General features: G+C 67.1%; 23 protein-coding genes. 15 read left to right on the forward strand and 8 right to left on the reverse strand.

Annotation, left to right across the window (positions count from 1 at the left end; genetic code table 11):
- The first annotated feature begins 66 nt into the window (after window positions 1–66).
- Entirely contained in the window at window positions 67–1,368 is a 1,302-nt protein-coding gene (locus SFB74_RS03135) for a zinc-binding metallopeptidase family protein (protein WP_432729206.1), read from the forward strand.
- Here the strand turns inward: SFB74_RS03135 and SFB74_RS03140 are convergent.
- Window positions 1,359–1,589 (reverse strand): cysteine-rich CWC family protein, encoded by a 231-nt coding sequence (locus tag SFB74_RS03140; protein WP_432729207.1) that lies wholly within the window; start codon window positions 1,587–1,589, stop codon window positions 1,359–1,361. The two genes, SFB74_RS03135 and SFB74_RS03140, sit on opposite strands and share 10 nt — an antisense overlap.
- Window positions 1,586–2,845: a 6-phosphofructokinase gene (locus SFB74_RS03145; RefSeq protein WP_432729208.1), complete on the reverse strand. Its 1,260-nt coding sequence runs from the start codon at window positions 2,843–2,845 to the stop codon at window positions 1,586–1,588. Before SFB74_RS03145 ends, SFB74_RS03140 begins: the two co-directional genes overlap by 4 nt.
- Window positions 2,846–3,194: 349 nt before the next feature.
- On the opposite strand from SFB74_RS03145, the gene SFB74_RS03150 reads away from it, so the two are divergent.
- On the forward strand, window positions 3,195–3,641 hold the full coding sequence (locus SFB74_RS03150; protein ID WP_432729209.1) for a pilin: 447 nt from the start codon (window positions 3,195–3,197) through the stop codon (window positions 3,639–3,641).
- Window positions 3,642–3,858: 217 nt separating this feature from the next.
- Window positions 3,859–4,266: a tetratricopeptide repeat protein gene (locus SFB74_RS03155; RefSeq protein WP_432729210.1), complete on the forward strand. Its 408-nt coding sequence runs from the start codon at window positions 3,859–3,861 to the stop codon at window positions 4,264–4,266.
- Between the two features lie 425 nt (window positions 4,267–4,691).
- Here SFB74_RS03155 and SFB74_RS03160 read toward each other — a convergent pair whose 3' ends face one another.
- Both SFB74_RS03160 and SFB74_RS03165 read right to left on the reverse strand, forming a co-directional pair.
- Window positions 4,692–5,501, reverse strand: coding sequence for an enoyl-CoA hydratase-related protein (locus SFB74_RS03160; RefSeq protein ID WP_432729211.1), 810 nt, complete (start codon window positions 5,499–5,501; stop codon window positions 4,692–4,694).
- 32 nt (window positions 5,502–5,533) lie between these two features.
- Complete coding sequence (locus SFB74_RS03165) at window positions 5,534–5,887, reverse strand: DUF2917 domain-containing protein (protein WP_432729212.1); 354 nt, start codon at window positions 5,885–5,887, stop codon at window positions 5,534–5,536.
- Between the two features lie 82 nt (window positions 5,888–5,969).
- Between SFB74_RS03165 and SFB74_RS03170 the strand changes: the two genes are divergently transcribed.
- Entirely contained in the window at window positions 5,970–6,905 is a 936-nt protein-coding gene (locus SFB74_RS03170; RefSeq protein ID WP_432729213.1) for a LysR substrate-binding domain-containing protein, read from the forward strand.
- A gap of 7 nt (window positions 6,906–6,912) precedes the next feature.
- On the opposite strand, the gene SFB74_RS03175 is transcribed toward SFB74_RS03170, so the two are convergent.
- Window positions 6,913–7,428: a fasciclin domain-containing protein gene (locus tag SFB74_RS03175; protein ID WP_432731866.1), complete on the reverse strand. Its 516-nt coding sequence runs from the start codon at window positions 7,426–7,428 to the stop codon at window positions 6,913–6,915.
- Window positions 7,429–7,905: 477 nt separating this feature from the next.
- Here SFB74_RS03175 and SFB74_RS03180 point away from each other — a divergent pair, with 477 nt between their 5' ends.
- From SFB74_RS03180 to SFB74_RS03190, 3 genes are all read left to right on the forward strand, one after another.
- Window positions 7,906–8,133 carry a hypothetical protein gene (locus SFB74_RS03180; protein WP_093203900.1) on the forward strand — a complete coding sequence of 76 codons (228 nt, stop codon included), beginning with the start codon at window positions 7,906–7,908 and terminating at the stop codon, window positions 8,131–8,133.
- A complete protein-coding gene (locus tag SFB74_RS03185; RefSeq protein WP_432729214.1) occupies window positions 8,126–8,905 on the forward strand; it encodes a hypothetical protein in 780 nt (259 codons plus the stop codon). The genes SFB74_RS03180 and SFB74_RS03185 overlap by 8 nt, the downstream gene beginning before the upstream one ends.
- A gap of 78 nt (window positions 8,906–8,983) precedes the next feature.
- Complete coding sequence (locus SFB74_RS03190) at window positions 8,984–9,421, forward strand: EamA family transporter (protein WP_093204267.1); 438 nt, start codon at window positions 8,984–8,986, stop codon at window positions 9,419–9,421.
- Here SFB74_RS03190 and SFB74_RS03195 read toward each other — a convergent pair.
- Together SFB74_RS03195 and SFB74_RS03200 are read right to left on the reverse strand one after the other, a co-directional pair.
- A complete protein-coding gene (locus SFB74_RS03195; RefSeq protein ID WP_432729215.1) occupies window positions 9,411–10,685 on the reverse strand; it encodes an MFS transporter in 1,275 nt (424 codons plus the stop codon). The two genes, SFB74_RS03190 and SFB74_RS03195, sit on opposite strands and share 11 nt — an antisense overlap.
- 139 nt (window positions 10,686–10,824) lie before the next feature.
- A complete protein-coding gene (locus SFB74_RS03200; protein ID WP_432729216.1) occupies window positions 10,825–12,999 on the reverse strand; it encodes a malate synthase G in 2,175 nt (724 codons plus the stop codon).
- Window positions 13,000–13,217: 218 nt separating this feature from the next.
- On the opposite strand from SFB74_RS03200, the gene hisC reads away from it, so the two are divergent.
- Together hisC and SFB74_RS03210 are read left to right on the forward strand one after the other, a co-directional pair.
- Window positions 13,218–14,195: a histidinol-phosphate transaminase gene (gene hisC / locus SFB74_RS03205; RefSeq protein ID WP_432729217.1), complete on the forward strand. Its 978-nt coding sequence runs from the start codon at window positions 13,218–13,220 to the stop codon at window positions 14,193–14,195.
- 70 nt (window positions 14,196–14,265) lie between these two features.
- Window positions 14,266–15,237 carry a Bug family tripartite tricarboxylate transporter substrate binding protein gene (locus tag SFB74_RS03210; RefSeq protein ID WP_432729218.1) on the forward strand — a complete coding sequence of 324 codons (972 nt, stop codon included), beginning with the start codon at window positions 14,266–14,268 and terminating at the stop codon, window positions 15,235–15,237.
- A 9-nt stretch (window positions 15,238–15,246) separates the two neighbouring features.
- On the opposite strand, the gene SFB74_RS03215 is transcribed toward SFB74_RS03210, so the two are convergent.
- Window positions 15,247–15,987 (reverse strand): IclR family transcriptional regulator, encoded by a 741-nt coding sequence (locus SFB74_RS03215; protein ID WP_432729219.1) that lies wholly within the window; start codon window positions 15,985–15,987, stop codon window positions 15,247–15,249.
- Window positions 15,988–16,113: 126 nt separating this feature from the next.
- Between SFB74_RS03215 and SFB74_RS03220 the strand changes: the two genes are divergently transcribed.
- The 6 genes from SFB74_RS03220 (at window position 16,114) to SFB74_RS03245 (ending at window position 22,749) form a co-directional block, all read left to right on the forward strand.
- Window positions 16,114–17,049, forward strand: coding sequence for a hydroxymethylglutaryl-CoA lyase (locus SFB74_RS03220; RefSeq protein ID WP_432729220.1), 936 nt, complete (start codon window positions 16,114–16,116; stop codon window positions 17,047–17,049).
- Window positions 17,042–18,244, forward strand: coding sequence for a CaiB/BaiF CoA transferase family protein (locus tag SFB74_RS03225; RefSeq protein WP_432729221.1), 1,203 nt, complete (start codon window positions 17,042–17,044; stop codon window positions 18,242–18,244). Before SFB74_RS03220 ends, SFB74_RS03225 begins: the two co-directional genes overlap by 8 nt.
- A 4-nt stretch (window positions 18,245–18,248) precedes the next feature.
- Entirely contained in the window at window positions 18,249–19,229 is a 981-nt protein-coding gene (locus tag SFB74_RS03230; protein WP_432729222.1) for a Bug family tripartite tricarboxylate transporter substrate binding protein, read from the forward strand.
- Between the two features lie 41 nt (window positions 19,230–19,270).
- Window positions 19,271–20,197: a LysR family transcriptional regulator gene (locus SFB74_RS03235; protein WP_432729223.1), complete on the forward strand. Its 927-nt coding sequence runs from the start codon at window positions 19,271–19,273 to the stop codon at window positions 20,195–20,197.
- A gap of 61 nt (window positions 20,198–20,258) precedes the next feature.
- Entirely contained in the window at window positions 20,259–20,711 is a 453-nt protein-coding gene (locus SFB74_RS03240; protein ID WP_432729224.1) for a DUF2214 family protein, read from the forward strand.
- A 7-nt stretch (window positions 20,712–20,718) separates the two neighbouring features.
- Window positions 20,719–22,749 (forward strand): spermidine synthase, encoded by a 2,031-nt coding sequence (locus SFB74_RS03245; protein ID WP_432729225.1) that lies wholly within the window; start codon window positions 20,719–20,721, stop codon window positions 22,747–22,749.
- The last annotated feature ends 85 nt before the right edge of the window (window positions 22,750–22,834 follow it).

The following is a 22,834-nucleotide window of genomic DNA, read 5'->3' on the forward strand; positions in this document are numbered from 1 at the left end:
GGGACGGCCGCAAAATCGGTCCGCTGTCCCCTCCGCGTCAAGAAGATCGATCAAGACAACTGCCGCATGAACGCTCCATCCGACGATCAAGCCAACGCCCAGCCGGTTGCTGCCGGCGAAGCGGAAGGCGCGCCCACGCTCGCGGCCGAACTGGCCGCGCCCACCGTCAGCCGCGCCTACCGCTGCCAGTGCGACCGCCCCGTGTTCCTGCGCAACAGCGAGTGCCTGGCCTGCCACACGCCGCTGGGCTACGTGATCGAGCGGCTCGGCGTGATGCCGCTCGCGCCCGCGGAAGGCGGGGGCGCGCAGCCCGACACCTTCACCGTGTTCGGCGATCCGAATGGCAAGACCTACCGCCGCTGCGTGAACTTCATGACCCCGGCCGGCTGCAACTGGATGGTGCCCGCCGCGCGCGAAGGCGAGCAGCTGCCCCCCGACACCCAGGGCCTCGCGCCCGGCTACTGCCTGGCCTGCAGCGTCACGCGCACCATTCCCGATCTTTCGGTGGAAGGCAACGGCGAGCTGTGGCTCAAGCTCGAGACCGCCAAGCGCAGGCTCATCTCGCAGCTGCTGGCGCTGGGCCTGCCGGTGGTGAGCCGCCACGCCGATGCCGTTCACGGGCTGGCCTTCGACTTCCTGAGCAACACGCCGGGCGGCCCGCACGTCATGACCGGCCACCAGCACGGCGTGATCACCCTCAACGCGGAGGAGGCCGAGGACGCCGTGCGCGAGCGCATCCGCGCCGAGATGCGCGAGCCCTACCGCACGCTGCTGGGCCACTTCCGCCACGAGATCGGCCACTACTACTGGGACCTGCTGGTGCAGCCCACGCAGTGGATCGACGACTTCCGCACCCTCTTCGGCGACGAGCGCGCCGACTACGCCGCCGCGCTGCAGACGCACTACGAGCAGGGCCCGCCGCCCGACTGGGCCGATCGCTTCGTGAGCAGCTACGCGAGCACCCATCCGTGGGAAGACTGGGCCGAGACCTGGGCCCACTACCTGCACATGGCCGACACGGCGGACACGGCGATGAGCTTCGGCGTGGACGCGACCAATGTCGAGCTCGCGAGCGATCTCTTTACGCCTGCCAACCTGTGGCAGCCCGACGACCCCGACGCAGGCAAGTTCCTCGACTTCGTCAACGGCTGGGTGCTGCTCACCAACGTGCTCAACGAGCTGTCGCGCAGCATGGGGCAGCCTGACTACTACCCCTTCGTGATGCCGCGCGTGGCGGTGGGCAAGCTGCAGTTCATCCACCGCGTGGTCACGCAGCAGCGGCCGGGCGATGCGCCGACGATGGTGGTCGCGGCCGACGTGGCCGAGCAAGCGGCACCGGAGCCGCAGCAGGACCCCGGTCAGTCCTGAGGCGCAGCGCCCGTCGCGCAGCGCATGCAGATGCATGCCAGCCCGCGCATCTCTTCCGGCAGGTTGGTGAGCGGCGCCTTGCTGAAGTCGACCTGCATGCACCAGCACGGCGGCTGCGCCTGCCCGGTCTCGCGCTCGATCTCCATCGCGCAGCGGTTCGCCTCGCCGCACAGCGGGCAGCGCGTGGCATCGATCAGGCCGGGGACGGCCTCGGTGGTCATCGTGAAATCTCGAAGGCTGGCAGCTTCTTCGCGACGATGTCGTTGCGCAGCGCCGCGTACACCGGCAGCCCGCCGCTGTAGGCGGGGTAGTCCTCGCCCTCGATCAGCGGCAGCAGGTAGCGGCGGCACTTCTCGGTGATGCCGTAGCCGTCGTCGGAGATGAAGTCGCGCGGCATCGGCTTCTCGACGTTCGCGACCGATTCGAGCGGCGCGCTGCCGATGCGGTATGCGTACGGAACGTCGGAGATGCGCTCGATGGTCGGCATCACCGCGTTGCGGCCTTCCAGCGCGAGTTCGACCGCGCGCTGCCCGAGTTCGTAGGCCTGCCGCACGTCGGTGGCCGATGCGATGTGCCGCGCGGCGCGCTGCAGGTAGTCGGCCACGGCCCAGTGGAACTTGTGGCCCAGCGCTTCCTTGATCATCTGCGCCACCACCGGCGCGGCGCCGCCCAGCTGCGCATGGCCGAAGGCATCGCGCGTGCCCTGCTCCGCGAGGAAGGTGCCGTCGGGGTGATGGCAGCCTTCGGACACCACCACCGAGCAGTAGCCGTGCTGCTTCACCAGCTCGTCGACGCGCGCGAGGAAGCGCGCCTTGTCGAACTCGATCTCGGGGAAGAGCACCACCACCGGAATGCCCTGGTCCGAGGCCAGCCCGCCTGCCGCGGCGATCCAGCCCGCGTGCCGGCCCATCACCTCGAGCACGAACACCTTGGTGGAAGTGGCCGCCATCGAGCGCACGTCGAACGAGGCCTCGATGGTCGACACCGCCACGTACTTGGCGACCGAGCCGAAGCCGGGGCAGCAGTCGGTCAGGGGCAGGTCGTTGTCGATGGTCTTTGGCACGTGGATCGCCTGCAGCGCATAGCCCATCGACTGCGAGAGCTGGCTCACCTTGAAGCAGGTGTCGGCCGAGTCGCCGCCGCCGTTGTAGAAAAAGTAGCCGATGCCGTGCGCCTTGAACACCTCGATCAGCCGCTCGTACTCGCGGCGGTTCTTCTCCAGCGACTTGAGCTTGTAGCGGCAGGAGCCGAAGGCGCCCGATGGCGTGGTGCGCAGCGCCGCGATGGCCTCGGCCGATTCGGCGCCGGTGTCGATCAGTTCCTCGGTCAGCGCGCCGATGATGCCGTTGCGCCCTGCGTAGAGCTTGCCGATGCGGTCGGGATGCCGGCGCGCCGTCTCGATCACGCCGCAGGCCGAGGCGTTGATGACCGAGGTGACGCCGCCCGACTGGGCGTAGAAGGCGTTGGGGATGGACATGCGCATCGAGTGAACTCTGGGGCAGTGGGCTTGGTAGCAGCGGCGCACCGCGCCCAAAACCGGTAGTTGAAGCCTGCGATTCTGCGACGGCGGCAAATTGCTAGCAAATGGCGTTGCTGCAGTAGCTCTGCTGCTCCTGCATGGCCTGCAATTGCCCCTGCACTTGGCACAGCATGGCACAGGTACTTTTGAGACATGACACACCCAATGTCGCGCCGAAAGCGTCAATTTTCAGCATTAAATGTCAAAAAATGTAGATCAATAAACAAAGGATAATCGGCACACCTGTTGCTGAATTGAATAGAGCTCCGCAGTTGGAGTTCATTTTCATATTCAAAAGGTAATTTTTATGAACTATTCCAAGGTGATCGCCGCGCAAAAAGGTTTTACACTGATCGAACTCATGATCGTTGTTGCGATTATTGGTATTTTGGCGGCTGTAGCGCTTCCCGCCTATCAAGATTACACGGCAAAGGCACAAGTTGCGGCCGCGCTGGCCGAAATTACACCTGGCAAAACAATTGTTGAGACAAAGATTACTGACGGCGTGGCCGTCACTGCCGCGGCCACAATCGGCCTGCAGGCCTCCACAAAACGCTGCTCCGCCATTACTCCCACATTCGCTGTAGCTAATCTTGGAGCCGGAACCATCGTATGCACGATGATTGGCGGCTCACAAGTGAGTGGTAATACAATTACTTGGACACGATCGGCGGACAACGCAAACACCAATCCGGGCTCTTGGACGTGTACGACCAACGTTGATGCAAAGCTAAAACCAAAGGAATGCTCCTAATTAAAAACTCCGGATGGCAATGGCGGGTTTCTTTCGTCATTGCCATTTAATTAATGTGGAGTTAAAAATAAATATTTCAAATATTTTAAGATAATGAAAAAAATGGGAGTTCTGCTTCATGAAGGGTTTACCTATCAGTGTGGCTACGTGCGTTGTTCTCACAGAGCGTAGTCGGCGCACTTGGTGGCGGCGAATTGCGGACGGGAGGGTGACACGTTTGGCCGACGACGCAAGGGGTCGAGCCATGCTTAGTCTGGAAGAGGTCGCGCCATTCATTTGCGTGCCGCTTAACCAATTGGACTTCGATTTTCTCGTGCTAGCCGACGAGGGCAATGCGGATGCACAGAACGACATGGGGCAGTTGTTTTCGAACGCTGGCAAGCCAAAAATTGCGTTGTACTGGCTCGAGCAAGCTGCACGGCAAGGTCACGCAGATGCCATGCAATGGTTGGGGCGCTGCTACATCGGGGGCGAGGGTGTCCCTAGAAATAAAAACATTGGCTTGATGTGGATAGCCAAGGCAGCTGCGCACGGTCACGTCATTGCACAAGCCCAAATGCGGGATTCGTTTCGTATTTCGCCGGTAATCGATGGCGGACTTAACTCATCGCTGCACTTTCGTTGAAAAGCGCAGCGCAGAGCACTGAAAATCTGCGTTACGCACAGCTCGGCACTGCAATCATTTGCCATCTCAGTGAGCGGCTATTCGGGTAGGACAAATTTCATGCACCTATCCCGAACATCTATGTTGTGCTGTAGCCATTCTTCCCCGATGCTATGCGAGGCTGGCGAAGATGGGATCCCTCAAACGCCTACATGGAAAGGCTTGGATGCCATGATCACAGGTGCGGTATTCGCTCCAGTGATAAATGTTTGTCGCCGGTCAGCAGCTGGCGTCCCAAGCTGATATACCTTGGCTTAACACCATCTTTGAAGAGCTTGAAGAGCCGCCGAGTGGGCGCTCTGTATAGCCTTGGCTTCCCGTCCCCCTTGCCCGTTACGAGAGGCTCGGCGGTTGACGCTGAAGAAATGCGTTTGGTCACTGTTTTATCAGGGGAACACCGGCGCGCGCTTCTGCAGAAAGGCGCTTACGCCTTCGCGGAAGCTGGGCCGGTCGATCAGCTCGCGCTGGCGCTCGCTCTCATAGTGCAGCTGTTCCTTCAGCGTGTGGTGCTCGGAGGCCTCGAAGGCTTCGCGCGCCTCGATCACCGCATGCGCCGGCAGGCGGGCGAGGCGCTGCGCGATGCCCCTGGCCTCTTCGAGCAACTGCTCGTCGTCCACGCAGGCCCAGATCAGGCCCCACTGCACCGCGCGGCCCGCGCCCACGCGCTCGTCGAGCAGCGCCATGCCCATGGCGCGTGCACGGCCGGCGCGGCGCGGAATGGCCCAGGTGCAGCCCAGGTCGGGCACGATGCCCAGCTTCGGCAGGAAGGGCAGGTAGAAGTAGGCGCTGCGCGCGGCGATGGTCACGTCGGCCGCGAGCGCCAGGCCCACGCCCGCGCCAGCGGCCGGGCCGTTCACCGCGGCGACAACCGGCACCGGCAGCGTGCGCAGCGTTTCGATCAGCGGGTTGCTCAGGCTCTGCATCCACTCGGCGGTCTGCGTGCCGAGCGACTTGCCTTCCTCGGGCGGCGTCATCGCGCTCAGGTCGGCGCCCACGCAGAAGGCCTTGCCGGCGCCGGTGAGGATCACGGCGCGCACCGAGTGGTCGTCGCGGATGCGCTCCAGCGCGTCGCGCAGCTCGACCTGCAGGTCGCGCGCGATGGGGTTGAGCTTGGCGGGCAGGTTCAGCGTCAGCGTCGCGATGCCGTCGGCCTGCTCCTGGAGGATGAAAGGTTGTGGGGGCGTGTCGGAACTCATGGCATCGATGGTTCGATGCGCATGGGGGTCGGTCAAGCCGGGGACAACCCGTGGGGCAGCAGTCGCCATGGCGACCATGCGCGAGAGCGCGTCCGCAGCGGCATCGCAGCCGGTTGCGCATCCGACACGGTGATGCACGACGACTCCAGCGCCGACACCAGCACGCGCCGGTGGTCGGCGCTCTCGAAGCGCTCCCCGGGCTCCAGCACGATGTCGCGCGTGTCGCTGTCGAGGGTGACCCACACCGAACCGCTGCGGCATTCGATGCCCACGCCCGCGCCATCGGGCACGGCGAAGACGGAACGCTTCGGCAGGCTCACGTGGAAGCGCGAGGTGCTGGAGGAGAACGTGATCGAGGGCGAGTCGGAGGCGGAAGAGGTACTCATGGCAATCTCCATTGCATTCGTCATGCGAATGAATATAGTGAGCCACTCCCTTCATTGCACACGGTCATTCGGAACTCGTTGCATGCATCCAGAGAATGCGAAAGCCCCCGGAGCCATGAGCGGCGAGTTGCCTCCGCTGGAGCTGCTGCGCAGTTTCGAGGCGGCCGCACGCCGGCTGAGCTTCACGCTGGCGGCCACCGAGCTGCACCTCACGCAGTCGGCCGTGAGCCGGCAGATCCAGCAGCTCGAAGCAAGCCTGGGCGTGCTGCTGTTCGAGCGCCGCCACCGCGCGCTGTCGCTCACCGAGGCCGGCGGTGTGCTGCAGCGCGCCGTCACCGACAGCCTCGAGCGCCTGCGCGACGCCACGGCGCGGGTGCGTGCGAGTTCGGCGCCGCGCCAGGTGGCGATCACCACCACGCCGGGCTTCGCGTCGATCTGGCTTATTCCGAAACTGGCGCGCTTCACTGGCAGCCATCCGCAGGTTGATGTGCGGGTTTCGGCGACGCTCGACGTGCTCGACCTGGAAAGCAGCCGCATCGACCTGGCGGTGCGCTTCGTGCCCATCGGGCGTGGCATCGGCCCGGCGCTGTTCGAGGAGTCGGTGATCCCGCTGTGCTCGCCGCAGGTGGCCGCATCGCTGCGCCAGCTCTCCGACTTCTCGAAGCTCACGCTGCTCACCGTCGAGTACCCCGATCACAGCGAGGCTCCCACAGCCGACTGGGAGCCGTGGCTCAAGGTGATGGGGCTCGAAGACCTGCGCATGAAGAGCACGCTGCGCTTCACGCAGTACGCCGATGCCGTGTCTGCCGCCGTGGCGGGGCAGGGCGTGGTGATCGGGCGGCTGCCCTTGCTGAGCGAGCTGGTGCGCGATGGCCGGCTCGTGGCGCCGCTGGGCGAGGGCGCAGCCTCGCATCGCGGCTACTTCATCGAGATGTCCAGGCGCGCCGCGGGCAACCGCGACGCGCAGGAGTTCGCGCAGTGGCTGCGCGACGAGGCCGAGGCCGCGCGGCAAAGCTGACTGAGGATCAGCCCGGCAGCAGCACCTTGTTCACGACGTGGATCACGCCGTTGGACTGGTAGACGTTGGCGATCGTCACCATCGCCGTGCCGCCCTTGGCGTCGGTCACCATCACGTTGCCGCCGCTCATCGTCGCGGTGAGCGTGCCGCCGCTCGCGGTCTTCAGCATGGCCTTGCCGCCGCCTGCGTTGATGGCGCTCATGAGCGCCGCGCCATCGAGCTTGCCGGGCACCACATGATAGGTCAGTACCTTGGTCAGCGTGGCCTTGTTCTCGGGCTTGAGCAGCGTGTCGACAGTGCCTGCGGGCAATGCGGCGAAGGCCGCGTTGGTGGGCGCGAACACGGTGAAGGGGCCGGGGCTCTTCAGCGTGCCGACGAGGTCGGCGGCCTTCACGGCGGCGACCAGCGTGGTGTGGTCCTTCGAATTCACGGCGTTGTCGACGATGTCCTTCGTGGGGTACATCGGCGCACCGCCGACCATCGGGTTCGACATGCCGCTGCTGCTGTTGCCACTCATGCCCATGCCGCCCGCGCAGGCTGCGAGAAGGACGGAGACACTGGCGGCGATCACGAGTTTCTTCATGGAAATCTCCTGGAAGGATGGTTTGGTTTTCGAGGCTCTCTGTGGAAACCGCCAACAGCTCGGAGGCGCGACGCGCTTGAATGGGATACGCCACGTTCGCGCAACCGGATTCACCAAATCCAAGAAAAGAAGCGCGTAGGCTTTGCGCCACAGCCGCTTATGCGGTGCTTGCGCATCGCATGCGCGATCGACAGAATCCGCCCTTCGTTTTTCAGCAACAGTCTTTGCTCCCTTCGCGCCCGGTGACGACCAACCTCCCTGGCGACACATCAATCCAATGAACCGTTACCTGAACACCTGATCCGCACACCGACCGCCCCGGCCGGATGTGCATGCCATGCACCCGCCCGCGGCCAGTCGACAAAGGCCCCGCGCAGCCATTCGCCGGGGCTTTTTTGTTTTTCGGAGTGTGTGCACATGAGTGCTCAACGAAAGGCCCGCGACGACGACAAGCGTCTGGGCCGGTTCTATTTTTCGGTGCCGAATGCGGCACCTCGCAATCCCGTGGTGGCCGCGCTGGCACGTCGCGAAGCAAGCCAGAAGGCGGGCCGCCATCTGCGCACCCACAGCGCCGAGCGGCGCGCGCAGAAGGTGGCGCTGCAGAAGGCAGCGCGCGACTTCAGGGGGAGGAGCGACGATGCGTGACGACATGGACAAGGTCATCGTCGAGCGGCCGCGCCGCGGTGGCGGCGTGCAGGGCGATGGGCGCAAGTGGCGCAACAGCAAGGAGCGTGGCTCTCGCCTGGGCATGACGCATGGCTACACATACCCAAAGGGCCTCAACGAGAACCTCTCGCCCCTTAAGCGCTGGCTGCACAAGCAGGTGCACCGGCCGTGGGACAAGGTGTATGCGGAGCTGTGCAGCGGCATCGACAAGCGCAGCACGGTGCAGGCGCACATCTTTGAACACATCGACGACTTCGTCGAACGCGCAGCGGTGCTGCGCGATGGCGAAGTGTGGGTACGGTCACGCTGGTGGAACGACGGCAGTCGCGCGCCGTTGAATCAGGCTTCGCATGTCGAGCTGTTCGTGCATCCGGTCACCGGCATCCTGCTGCCCAACCGGCGTCTCGCCCAGGCCCGGCGATGGGCTCGCGGCGAAAGCGATGAGCGGAGCGGCAAGAAGACGCACGCGTCCTTCATCGTGATCGACGACCTCACGCAATGGCACCGCGTGGACGGCTACTGGTACGAGATCACGCTGGCGCCCACGCCGCCGATGAAGGCTCCGGGCGTCTGGGACAAACGCTTCGACGTGCTGCGGCGCTGTTTCGTCAAGACCACCTGTACATGGGGCCGGCCGGAGTTCGGCGTATCGAGCAACCAAGCCATGTACGGACGACCGGATGTCTATGCCGCGACCAAGCGCCAGTTGAGCCGCAAGGAGATCCGGGCGAGGCTGGGTGAAGAAACCTGATGCCGCTCGTCAGGTAGAGACAAGGGCGCATCGCGCATGATGGAGACGCCCGCGTCGTCGTCGATGAAAGAAAGCACCATGAATCTCACCGCCTCCAACTGGTTCCTCTGGGCCGTCCTGTCGGCCGTCTTCGCAGCGTTGACGGCCATCCTCGCCAAGCTCGGCCTGGCCGGCGTCGATTCCGACATGGCCACGCTGGTGCGCACCGTGGTGATCTTCGCTGTGCTCCTGGTCTTCGTGAATGCCACCGGCAAGTGGACGAACCCGCTGCAGCTGTCGCCGCGCACCTGGCTCTTTCTTGTTCTCTCGGGGCTCGCGACGGGCGCGTCGTGGGTCTGCTACTTCCGCGCGCTGAAGATGGGCAATGCCTCGCAGGTGGCGCCGGTGGACAAGCTCAGCGTGGTGCTGGTGGTGCTCTTCGCGGTGATGTTCCTCGGCGAGCGCCCCTCCGGCCGCGAATGGGCCGGTGTCGCGATGATCGCCGGCGGCGTGCTGATGCTGGCGATCAAGCGCTGAGCTGCGCAGCTGCCCGCGCGGGTGCGCGCGGCAGCAGGAAGAACGCCGTGGTGCCGGCGGCCAGCATGCCCGCGACGGTGAGGAACACCGCGCGGAACGGCTCGACGCCATTCGCCACAGCCCACGACGCGGCCACGCCGGTGGTCCACTGCATCAGCGAGACGCCGAGGAACATCGCCATGTTCATCAGCGCCATCGCGCGGCCCGTCATGGCGGCCGGGTAGGCGTTCTTGGTGTACGCGTACTGCAGCACGCTGTAGCCGGAGAGCAGGCCGTAGACGATCGGCAGGCCGATGTCGACCGCACGCGAGTGCGTCAGCGCCATCGCCCCGAACATCAGCGTGCCGGCGAGCGCGCAGCCCATCATCCAGCGCGTGCGCCGCGCGCCTCCCGGGTCCATGCGGCCGAAGAGCGTGGGGCTGATCATGCCGGCGACCGTCATCACCAGCGCGACGTTGCCGCTCGCCACCAGCGAGAGGCCGTGGCGGTCGTGCAGCACCGGGCCGAGCCACAGGCCGCGCAGCGTGATGAAGGCGGCGTACGACACGCAGGCGAAGCACAAGAGCCCCAGCGTGTGGGGCATGGCGAACAGCGGCAGCAGTTCGCGCACGGCCTTGCGCAGCGACTGGCGCTCGCCGGTCTGCGTGCCGAGATCCGCTGCGGCCGCGCGTGCCGGTTCGCGCACGCGCCAGAAGATGAGCGCCCACGAAAGCACCGCGAACGCCGCCAGCACCGCATAACCCACACGCCACGACGAAGCCTCGATCAGCAGTGCCAGCGGCGTGCCCGTGAACAGGATGCCCATGCCGGCGAGGCTCATCACCAGGCCCGACATCGCGGTGAAGCGCGAAGCATCGAAGTGCCGCGCGATGAACACCGTGCAGGCCAGGAAGGCCGGCGCGCATCCCACGCCGATCAGCGCCTGCCCCAGCAGCAGGGCGTGGAAGTTGGGCGCCATCGCGCACAGCACCGCGCCCGCGATGGCCAGCGGAAAAGCGGTCAGTACCGTGCGGCGCACGCCGAACATGTCGATCGACACGCCCATCGCGAGCTGCATGATCCCGAACATGAAGTGGAAGGTGCCCGCCCAGGTGCCGAGCTGCTGCGGCGTGAGGCCGAAGTGGCCGGCGAGCGGCGTGGCCATCATGGCGCCGACGGTGCGGAAGGCCTGGCTCAGTGCGAAGGCGGTGGCCAGTGCCACGAGCATGGCGGCCGCGGAAGAGGACCAGCGCGGCGGAGGCGGCGATGCCGCGTTCGTGTTCATCGGAAGGGGAGGGGCGGGAAGCGGAGGGAGAACCCCGTCGATGCTAACGGCATGCCGCCCATCATGCAGAACGGCGCCCGAGGGCGCCGTTCTTCTTGCATGCTTCAAGCCCGGCGCGGTGCCGGGCCTGCGGAGGCGATCAGGCCTCGCCCTTCACCTTCAGGCGCCATGCGTGCAGCAGCGGCTCGGTGTAGCCGCTGGGCTGCTCGATGCCCTTGAACACCAGGTCCTGCGCAGCCTTGTAGGCGGCCGAGGTCGCGAAGTTGCCGGCCATCGGCTGGTACAGCGGGTCGCCCGCGTTCTGCTCGTCGACCACCTTGGCCATGCGCTGGAAGGTCTCGTCGACCTGCGCCTTGGTCACCACGCCGTGCAGCAGCCAGTTGGCGATGTGCTGGCTGGAGATGCGCAGCGTGGCGCGGTCTTCCATCAGGCCGACGTTGTGGATGTCGGGCACCTTCGAGCAGCCCACGCCCTGGTCGATCCAGCGCACCACGTAGCCGAGGATGCCCTGCACGTTGTTGTCGATCTCCTGCTGGCGCTCTTCGGCGGTCCACTTGGCTTCGGCCGCGATCGGCACCTGCAGCAGCGCGTTGAGGATGTTGTCGCGCTCGGCGTCGGCGTCGATCTTCTCCAGCTCCTGCTGCACCGCGGTCACGCTGACCTGGTGGTAGTGCAGCGCGTGCAGCGTGGCGGCGGTGGGCGAGGGCACCCAGGCGGTGTTGGCGCCGGCCTTGGGGTGGCCGATCTTCTGCTCGAGCATCGCGGCCATCAGGTCGGGCATGGCCCACATGCCCTTGCCGATCTGCGCCTTGCCGCGCAGGCCACTCGACAGGCCGACCAGCACGTTGTTCTTCTCGTAGGCGCCGATCCACGCGCTGGACTTCATGTCGCCCTTGCGGATCATCGGACCGCCCTGCATGGCGGTGTGCATCTCGTCGCCGGTGCGGTCGAGGAAGCCGGTGTTGATGAAGGCCACGCGCGCGGCGGCCTCGGCGATGCAGGCCTTCAGGTTCACGCTGGTGCGGCGCTCCTCGTCCATGATGCCCAGCTTCACGGTGTTGGCCGGCAGGCCCAGCAGCTGCTCGACGCGGCCGAACAGCTCGCTGGCGAAGGCCACTTCGGCCGGGCCGTGCATCTTCGGCTTGACGATGTAGATGCTGCCGGTGCGCGAGTTGCCCTTGCGCTTGAGGTCGATGGTGGCGATGGTGGTGGTCACCACGGCATCGAGGATGCCTTCGGGAATCTCCTTGCCGCCGGCATACAGGATGGCCGGGTTGGTCATCAGGTGGCCCACGTTGCGCAGGAACATGAGCGAGCGGCCGTGCAGCTTCACGGGCTTGCCGTCGGCGCCGGTGTATTCGCGGTCGGCGTTCAGGCCGCGCGTGAAGGTCTTGCCGCCCTTGGCGACTTCTTCCGTCAGCGTGCCTTGCACGATGCCCAGCCAGTTCGAGTACGCGACCACCTTGTCGGCCGCGTCGACAACGGCCACCGAGTCTTCCAGGTCGAGAATCGTCGAGAGCGCGGCTTCGAGCACCAGGTCGCTCACGCCGGCGGCGTCGCTCTTGCCGATGGGCGTGGAGCGGTCGATGCGGATGTCGAGATGGATGCCGTTGTGCTTGAGCAGCACCGACGACGGCGCGGCGGCGTCGCCCTGGTAGCCGATGAACTGCGAGGCGTCGGCCAGGCCGGTGCTGCTGCTTTGCAGCGCGACGACCAGCTTGCCGTCCTTCACGCTGTAGCCGGTGGCGTTCTTGTGCGAGCCGTTCTGCAGCGGCGCGGCCTGGTCGAGCACGTTGCGCGCGAACTCGATGACCTTGGCGCCGCGCACCGGGTTGTAGCCCTTGCCCTTCTCGGCGCCGCCGGTCTCGGGAATCGCGTCGGTGCCGTACAGCGCGTCGTACAGCGAACCCCAGCGCGCGTTGGCAGCGTTCAGCGCGTAGCGCGCGTTCAGGATCGGCACCACCAGCTGCGGGCCGGCCTGCAGCGCGAGTTCGGAGTCGACGTTCGCGGTCGTGGCCTTCACACCCTTGGGCTGGGGCAGCAGGTAGCCGATCTTCTCGAGGAAGGCGCGGTACGCCGGCATGTCGGCGATGGGGCCGGGGTTCTTCTTGTGCCAGGCGTCGAGTTCGCTCTGCAGGCGGTCGCGCTCGGCGAGCAGGGCGATGTTCTTCGGCGCGAGGTCGCTGACGATGGCGTCGAAGCCCTTCCAGAAGACGTCGCTGGCCACGCCGCTGGCGGGGAGGACCTTGTCCTCGATGAAGCGGTGGAGCTCGGTCGCGACCTGGAGTCCGTGGGCGGTGGTGCGGGCGGTCATGTGGGGTTTCTCCTTGAGAAAAATGCAATCCTGGGACGAACTTTATTCGATACTTTGCTGGCGAGTAAGGGCCGGAAGCGGGATTTATCCGTGACAAAAATGAAGGTAATCGATGGCAAGAGGCCCGTAGTGCAGAGGGTAGGCACTGATAAGAAGGCTGCAAGCGCCGGATATATTTAACTTCTTAAATAAATCGGCTCTTCCAGCACGCCCGTTCCATGATCCTCCTGGCCTCCAACGAAAACCCCCTCGGCATGCCCGAATCGGCCCGCCGCGCGGCCGCCGAAGCGCTCGCGGGCGCCGGTAACTACCCCGACAGCAACGGCACGGCGCTGAAGAACGCGCTGGCCGCCCGGCTCGACGTGCCGGCCGACTGGCTCACGCTGGGCAGCGGATCGAGCGAGATCCTCGAACTGGCGGCGCAGGTGAGCCTGAAGCCGGGCGAGGGTGTCGTCTATTCGCAGTACGGTTTTATCGTCTACGCGCAGGCCACGGCGCATGCCCATGCGCACGCAACCGTCGTGCCATCGCGCGACTTCGGCCACGACCTCGACGCGATGCGCGCCGCCATCGGCGACGACACGAAGCTGGTGTTCGTCGCCAACCCGAACAACCCGACCGGCACTTTCATCGACGCAGCGCCGCTGCTGGCCTTCCTGCAGTCGGTGCCCGCGCACGTGACGGTGCTGCTGGACGAGGCCTATACCGAATACCTGTCGCCAGCGCAGCGCTACGACAGCATCGAATGGGTGCGGCGCCTGCCCAACCTGATCGTCGCGCGCACTTTCTCCAAGGCCTTCGGGCTGGCGGGGCTGCGCATCGGCTACGGCGTGTCGCAACCGGCGCTCACTGCGCGCATGAACGCGCAGCGTCCGCGCTTCAACGTGACGACGCCGGCGCAGGCAGCGGCGGTGGCCGCGCTGGGCGACGCGGAATTTCTCGCGCGCACCTACGAGCTCAACACCGCGGGCCGCGACCAGCTCGCCGCCGGCTTCAAGGAGCTGGGCCTCGAATACGTTCCTTCTTCCGGCAACTTCCTGATGGTGCGGGTCGGCGATGCGCAGGCGGTGCATGCGCGCCTGCTGGCTGCCGGCATCGAGGTTTCGCTGCTCGGCCCCTATGGCCTGCCGGAGTGGCTGCGCGTCAGCATCGGCCTGCCCGAGCAGAACCGCGCGGTCCTGGCCGCCTTGCGCTGAGCCGAGCGAACAAGGCCGGGATGAACCCGGCGGGTCCGACATTTCCACAACGCCACGAGGAGACAAGACCATGAAACGCCGTCAGTTCGCAGCGCAGGCCGCTGCCGCCCTTGCCGTCACGGCCGCCGCGCCGCTGGCCTTCGCGCAGCAGGACCGCACGGTACGGATACTGGTCGGCTTTCCCCCGGGCGGTTCGGTGGACGTGGTGGCGCGCCTGCTGGCCGACAAGATGCGCGTGTCGCTCGGGCAGAACGTCATCATCGACAACAAGCCCGGCGCGGCGGGCCGGCTCGCGATGGGCGAACTCAAGCGTTCGGCGCCCGACGGCCACACGCTGGCCTTCTCGCCCAGCGGCGCGATGGTGATCCACCCGTGGCTGTACCCGAACCTCGGCTACGACCCGGCGAAGGACTTCACGCCGATCGCGCTCGGCAGCACCTTCGACTTCGCAGTCACCGCCGGCCCGGGCGCGCCGCCCGGCGACCTGAAGGCGGTGCTCGCGTGGATGAAGGCCACCCCCGCCAAGGCGAACTACGCCACCTCGGGGGCGGGCACGGTGCCGCATTTCGCGGGACAGCTGATCGCGCAGGCCTCCGGCGTGCCGATGACGCACGTGGCCTATCGCGGCGGCGCGCCGGCGGCGCAGGACCTGATCGGCGGGCAGGTGCCGCTGATGGTCGACACCGCCTCGGAGACCATCGAGCACCATCGCGCCGGCAAGGTCCGCATCCTCGCGGTGACGGGCGAGCAGCGCAGCCGCGCGCTGCCCGAGGTGCCCACGCTGAAGGAGGCGGGCATCAACGTGACGGCCGATGCCTTCTTCGGGCTGTACGGGCCGCCGGGGATGTCGCCGGAACTCGTCGCGCGCATCGACAAGGCCGTGGCCGAGGCGCTGCGCATGCCCGACGTGCAGGAAAAGATCTACGCGCTGGGGCTTTTGCCCGCGCATGCCGGGCCGGCCGAACTGGCGGCCATTCAAGCCGCGCACCTGAAGCGCTGGGAAATGCCGATCAAGAACTCGGGCTTCAAGGCCGAGTCCTGACCCGCTGCCTCAGACCTGCCCGCTGAGTTCCTTCGCCGCGGCGCGCACGGGCTCGATGTAGCGCTCGTCGTAGCGGTGCGTGGGCATCGTCAGCGTGACGGCCGCCGCCAGGCTGCCGTCGGCATGGAACACCGGCGCCGAGATGCCGGCCAGCTCGGCCGTACGGTCGCCCACCAGCGCGCACCAGCCCTGCGTGCGGATGGTGTCGTAGAGCTTGCGTTCCTTCGCGCCGCGCGGCAGTTCGGCTTCAGGGCCGAAGGCGATCAGCACGCGCGCGCCCGCGCCGCGATCGTTGGGCAGCAGGTCGCCGGCGCGGACGTGGTCGCGCACCACGTGCGACGAGTCGACGCGGAACTGGCACAGCCGCACCCAGCTGTCGCCCTGCGCCTGCCGCACGTGGTACGCCGCGCTCTCGCCGGTGGTCGCGACCAGCGCGCGCAGCACCGGCAGCACGATGCGGTCGAGCGACTGCGATGCCGTGTAGAGCCCGTGCAGCCGCGCGATCTCCATGCCCAGCGCGTAGCGGCCGTCGTCCTGGCGGCGGATCAGTCGCGCGTGCTCCAGCGACGCCAGCAGCCGCAGCACGGTGCTCTTGTAGAGCTGCGTGCGTTCGGCGAATTGCGCGAGCGACAGCGCCTCGTCGCCCGGCTGGAAGGCCGAGAGCAGGCTCAGCGCGCGGTCGACCGCGGCCGCGCCGCCGGGGGCGGCATTGAGGTCGGAGACGGATTCGGTCTGGGCTTTGCGGGGCATGAAGGGAAGGAGTTGGGAATGGCTCGGCTTGACAGTCGGGGCGGATCGACGGTCTAATTCTGTTTAACGGAATATAGTTCTGTAAGACAGAACAGTCAAGCAATTCCAGAACAGGAGACGGATTCGATGACACCCCCCGACGTCCTTATCAGCGAGGTCGGTCCGCGCGACGGCCTGCAGTCGGTCAAGGCCACCATGCCCACCGCCGACAAGCTGCGCTGGATCGACGCGCTCTACGCCGCCGGCGTGCGCGAGATCGAGGTCGCTTCCTTCGTGCCCGCGAAGCTGCTGCCGCAGATGGCCGATGCCGCCGAGGTGGTGCGCCATGCCGTCACGCTGCCCGGCCTGGTGGTGATGGCGCTGGTGCCCAACCGCAAGGGCGCGCAGGCCGCGCTCGAGGCCGGTGCGCACAAGCTCACGATGCCGGTGTCGGCCAGCGTGGCGCATTCGCTGGCCAACGTGCGCAAGACGCCCACCGAAATGGTCGAGGAGGTGCGCGCCATTTCCGAGCTGCGCCGCGAGATCGCGCCGCAGGTGAGGCTCGAGGCCGGCATCTCCACCGCCTTCGGCTGCACGCTGCAGGGCCTGGTGCCCGAGGACGACGTGATCCGCCTGGCCGCGCAATGCATCGGTGCCGGTGCCGACGAATCGGGCCTGTCCGACACCGTGGGCTACGCCAACCCCGCGCAGGTGCGCCGCCTCTTCAAGCGGCTGCGCGCCGAGATCGGCAGGCACGCCGGCGCGGCCCACATGCACAACACGCGCGGCCTCGGCATAGCCAACTGCCTCGCGGCCTGGGACGAGGGCGTGCGCACCTTCGACGCATCGCTCGGCGGACTCGGCGGCTGCCCGTATGCGCCGGGTGCCTCGGGCAACGCAGTCACCGAAGATCTGGTCTTCATGTTCGAAGCCATGGGCGTGCGCACCGGCATCGACATCCAGAAACTCATCGCGGCGCGCGCGCCGCTCATGGCCGGCCTGCCCGGCGAACCGGTCTACGGCATGACGCCCGAGGCCGGCCTGCCGAAAGGCTTTGTCCAGGAACACATCGCTCATGTCTGAAGCCAATCCATCGTCGAACCCGCTGCCGTACGCCGGCGTCCGTGTCGTCGAGTTCACGCACATGGTCATGGGCCCGACCTGCGGCCTGCTGCTGGCCGACCTCGGCGCCGAGGTCATCAAGGTCGAGCCCATCGAGGGCGACAACACCCGCCGCCTGCTGGGCTCGGGCTCGGGCTTCTTCCCGACCTTCAACCGCAACAAGAAGAGCATTGCGCTCGACCTGAAGAAGCCCGAGGGCGTGGAGGCCGCGCTGCGCCTCATTGCCACCGCCGACATCGTCAGCGAGAACTTCAAGCCCGGCACGATGAAGAAGCTGGGGCTCGACTACGACACGCTCAGCAAGCTCAACCCGCACCTCATCTACGTGAGCCACAAGGGCTTCCTGCCCGGCCCCTACGACCACCGCACGGCGCTCGACGAAGTGGTGCAGATGATGGGCGGCCTCGCCTACATGACCGGCCGCTCGGGCGACCCGCTGCGCGCGGGCACCAGCGTGAACGACATCATGGGCGGCATGTTCGGCGCCATCGGCGCGATGGCCGCGCTGCGCCAGCGCGACATCACGGGCAAGGGCTGCGAGGTGCAGTCGGCGCTGTTCGAGAACAACGTGTTCCTGGTCGCGCAGCACATGATGCAGTTCGCCGCCACGGGCAAGGCGGCCGACCCGATGCCCAGCCGCATCTCGGCCTGGGCCGTGTACGACGTGTTCACCGTGAAGGACGGCGAGCAGATCTTCCTGGCGGCGGTGAGCGACAAGCAGTGGGCCATCTTCTGCAAGGCCTTCGGCCTCGACGAGATGCTGGCCGACCCGCGCCTGAAGACCAACAACGACCGAGTGCTGGCGCGCGAATGGATGATGCCCATCCTGCGCTCGCACCTCGCGAACCACAGCGCGGCCGATCTCGCCGCGGTGTTCGAGAAGAACGAACTGCCCTTCGCGCCCATCACCAGGCCGCAGGAACTGTTCGACGATCCGCACCTCAACGCCACCGGCGGCCTCGCGCCGGTGCGCATGAACGACGGCAGCATGGCGAAGGTGCCGCTCATGCCGTTCACGCTCGACGGCGAACGCCCGGGCATCCGCCTGCAGCCGCCGCGCGTGGGCGAGCACGGCCGCGAGCTGCTGAAAGAAGTGGGCTACAGCGACGAGGAAATCGCCGCGCTCGAAACACGACACATCACCCTCGGAGACTGACCTCATGTTTTTCAATGCACGGCGTGCCTTTCTGGCGTGCGCCGCGGCCGCCGCATGGCTGAACGCCGCCCCTGCCCTTGCCGACACCGCCTGGCCCGACAAGCCGGTGCGGCTCATCGTTCCGTACACGCCCGGCGGCGCCACCGACATCGTGGCTCGGCTCGTCGCGCAGAAGCTCGCCGACGACACCAAGTGGACCTTCATCGTCGACAACCGCGCGGGCGGCAACGGCAACATCGGCATGGACGTGGTGGCCAAGGCCAAGCCCGACGGCTACACCATCGGCCTGGGCCAGACGGCCAACCTCGCGATCAACCCGACGCTGTTCCCGAAGATGCCGTACGACGCATTGAAGGATCTGGTGCCGGTGTCGGTCGTGGCCTCGCAGCCCGTGGTGCTGGTGGTGCGCGCCGACGCGCCGTACAAGTCGCTGGCCGAACTGGTCGCCGCCGCCAAGGCCAAGCCCGGCGAGATCAGGCAGGCCCTCGCGGGCACCGGCACGCTGGGCCACATGGCCGGCGAGGTGCTGGCCAAGCGCGCGGGCTTCACGGTGCTCAACGTGCCGTACAAGGGCGCGGCCCCTGCCATCACCGACCTGCTCGGCGGCCAGACCGACTACATGTTCGCCACGCCGCAGGGCGCGCTCTCGATGGTGAAGGGCGGCCGCCTGCGTGCGCTGGCCGTCACCTCGGCCAAGCGCCTGCCGGTGATGCCCGACGTGCCCACCGTCGCTGAAAGCTACAAGGGCTTCGAGGCGGTGGACTGGAAGGCGCTCGTCGCGCCGGCCGGCACCAGCCCCGACATCGTGAAGAAGCTCGGCGCCGCCGTCGACAAGGCGCTGGCCAAGCCCGCGACCATCTCGCAGCTGCTGGCCGAAGGCAGCACGCCCGTGGGCGGCACGCCGGAGCAGGCGGCGCAGTACATCAAGGCCGAGCATGCGCGCTGGGGCGCGGCGGTGCGCGAGGCGGGCGTCCGGCCCGAATAGGGAGGCGCCCTCCAGGCGGCGGGCGATATAGTTCCCGCCCCATGGACCGCCTGAAGCAACTCGAATCCTTCGTCTCGGTCGCGACCCGCGGCAGCCTCACCGCCGCGGCCAAGGCCGAGGGCGTGGCACCCGCGATCATGGGGCGCCGGCTCGATGCGCTGGAAGAGCGCCTGGGCGTCAAGCTGCTGGTGCGCACCACGCGCCGCATCACGCTCACGAACGAAGGCAGCTCCTTCCTCGAGGACTGCCAGCGCCTGCTGGCCGAGTTCGCCAATGCCGAGGCTAGCGTGAGCGCCGGCGGCCTCAAGGCCAGCGGCCACCTGCGCGTGACGGCGCCCGCCGGCTTCGGCCGCCGCCACGTCGCGCCGCTGGTGCCGCGCTTCCATGCGTTGCACCCCGAAGTGACCATTTCGCTGAACCTCAGCGACCGCGTGGTCGACGTCACCGGCGAGAGCTTCGACTGCGCGGTGCGCGTGGGCGACCTGCCCGATTCTTCGCTGGTGAGCGTGCGCTTGGCCGACAACCGCCGCCGCTGCGTCGCCACGCCGGAGTTCGTGCGCCGCCACGGCAAGCCGAAGCATCCGGGCGAGCTCTCGCGCTTCGCCTGCCTCACGCTGTCGAGCGACGCCTCGCAGACGCGCGGCTGGGCCTTTCGCGTCGTCAACGAGGAAGGCAACCAGGAACTGATCCACCTGCGACCGAGCGGCCCGCTCGACTGCTCCGACGGCCAGGTGCTGCACGACTGGTGCCTCGCCGGCCACGGCATCGCCTGGCGCAGCACCTGGGAGGTCGAGGCCGAGATCGACGCCGGCCTGCTCGTGCCGCTGCTCGACGAGTTCGCCGCGCCGCCCAACGGCATCTACGCGGTGTTCGCGGGCGCCAAGCACATGCCGCTGCGGGTGCGACTGTGGCTTGATTTCCTCAAGGAGCAGTACGGGAATCCGGAATTCTGGGGAGGAAGGGCCTGAGTCGCATCAGCGGCGTCACAATCTGTTTGCATTTGCAACCCCACAGAGAAGAAAGCCATCGATGACGCTCGAAGCCATCCTCGCGTACCTGCACTTGCTCGCCATCCTGACGATGGTTGTGTTCATTTCCAGCGAAGCGGCGCTGTGCCGCGTGCAGTGGCTCAACGCGGCGGTGGTCGAGCGGCTGGCCAGGGTCGACATGGTCTACGGCATCGCCGCCATCGCGGTGCTCGCCACCGGCATCGCGCGCACCTGGTGGGGCGTGAAGGGCACGGCCTGGTACTGGACCAACCCGCTGCTGCACGTGAAGCTGGGGCTCTTCATCATCGTGGGCGTGGTGTCGATCTTTCCGACGCTCACGTATTTCCGCTGGCGCAAGACGCTGCGCGCCACCGGCAAGCTGCCGCCCGAGGCCGAGATCGTCAAGACGCGCAAGCTGGTGATGATCCAGGCGCACCTGATCGCGCTGATCCCGCTGGTGGCGGTGTTCCTGGCACGGGGCTTCGGCAAGTAGGCGCGGCATGGGGCGCGCCGGCATCCAGCTCCTGTTTGCCGGAACGATCTTCAGCAGCGCGTTCCTGCTGTTCCTGGTCCAGCCGCTGATCGCGAAGCAGATCCTTCCGTGGTTCGGCGGCTCGGCCGCCGTGTGGTCGATCTGCATGGTGTTCTTCCAGGTCGTGCTGCTCGCGGGCTACGCGTATTCCGACTGGGTCGCGCGCCACCTGCGCATGCGTGCGCAGGCCGTGCTGCACGTGGGGCTGCTGCTCGCGAGCCTGGCCTTCCTGCCGATCGTGGTCGGTGCGCAGTGGAAGCCGACCGGCGCCGAAGACCCGGCCTGGCGGATCCTGGGCCTGCTGTTCGCCACCATCGGCCTGCCGTATTTCCTGCTTTCCACCACCGGGCCGCTGGTGCAGTCGTGGGTGGCGCGCACGCCGTGGGGCGCGCAGGTGTACCGGTATTTCTCGCTGTCGAACCTGGCCTCGCTGCTGTCGCTGCTGAGCTATCCGGTGCTGATCGAGCCCTTCAGCACGCTGAGGCAGCAGGCGCACGGATGGTCGTGGGGCTACGGCGCCTTCGTGCTGCTGTGCGCGGGCACCACGCTGTACATGGCGCGCCGGTGGATCGAGGAAGCGCCCCCGCAGGCGCAGCCCGCGCCCGCGGAGGGCATGCCGCCGCGCGTCATCGACTACTTCCTGTGGCTCGCATTGCCGGCGCTGGCCTCATGGCTGCTGCTGGCTGTGACGAACCACATCACCCAGAACGTCGCCGCGGTGCCCTTCCTGTGGGTGCTGCCGCTGTCGCTGTACCTGCTGACCTTCGTGCTGTGCTTCGAGAGCGACCGCTGGTACCGGCGCGGCGTGTTCCTGCCGCTGGCGGCCGTCATGCTGCTGATGTGCGCCTTCGGGCTCCAGCATCACATCGGCGCCAACGTGCGCATCGCGCTGCCGCTGTACGTATCGGGGTTGTTCGTGCTGTGCATGTTCCTGCACGGCGAGACTGCCAGGCTCAGGCCGGGGCCGCGCTATCTCACGCGCTTCTACCTGATGCTGTCGCTCGGCGGGGCGCTTGGCGGGGTGACGGTGGGGCTGGTCGCGCCGCATGTGCTGGCGGCCTACTACGAGTTGGGGCTCGGCCTGATGCTGACCGCGCTGGCGGCGGCGGCCGTGCTGCGCCAGCGGGTCTGGCTGCGGGTGGGCTGCGTGGCGCTGGCGGCCTGCTGCACTTTTTTCCTGCTGCGGCAGATCGCCAGCGACAACCTGGGCGCGCGCAGCCTGCAGCGCAGTTTCTACGGGGCGCTGCAGGTCTACGACATGAAGCGAGATCCGCCTTCGGACAGCACGCGCCAGCTGGCGCACGGATCGGTCAAACACGGCTCGCAGTTCGTCGACCCTGCGCGCCGGCGCGAACTCACCACCTACTACGGCCAGACCTCGGGCATCGGCCGCGCCATCGCCGCGGCGCCGGACGGGCCGAGGCGCGTGGGCCTGATCGGGCTGGGGGCCGGCACGCTCGCGGCCTATGGGCGCAGCGGCGACGTCTATCGCTTCTACGAGATCAACCCGCAGGTGTTCGTGCTGGCGGACAGGGAGTTCAGCTTCCTGCGCGACAGCGCCGCGCGCATCGAGCGCATTTCGGGCGATGCCCGGCTGGCGCTGGAGCGCGAGCCGGCGCAGGGCTTCGACGTGCTCGCGGTGGATGCCTTCTCGGGCGATTCGGTGCCGGTCCACCTCCTTACGCTGGAGGCGATGGACGTCTACCTGCGGCACATGCGGCCCGACGGCGTGATCGCCTTCCATGTGACCAATCGCTTCCTGGCACTGGCGCCGGTGATCGCCAGGGTGGCCGCGGCGCGGGGCTTGCACGCGGTGCTGGTGCACGACCTGGCGGAGCAGTCCGACTGGCTCAATCGCACGGACTGGGTTCTGGTTGCGCGCGATCCCCAGGCGCTGGCGCGCGAGCCGGTAAGGGCGGGCGCGGCGCCGATCGCCATCGAGCCGGGGCACAGGCCCTGGACCGACGACTTCAACAACCTGCTCGGCGCGCTGAAGTAGCTGGCGGCGGCCAAGGGGAAGGAACGGGAAAAAAAAGGCCCGCATATGCGGGCCTTTTTCACGATTGTGAATTCAGTGCAGTGCC

The organism is Variovorax xiamenensis (assembly GCF_050916385.1).
Classification (GTDB): Bacteria; Pseudomonadota; Gammaproteobacteria; order Burkholderiales; family Burkholderiaceae_C; genus Variovorax.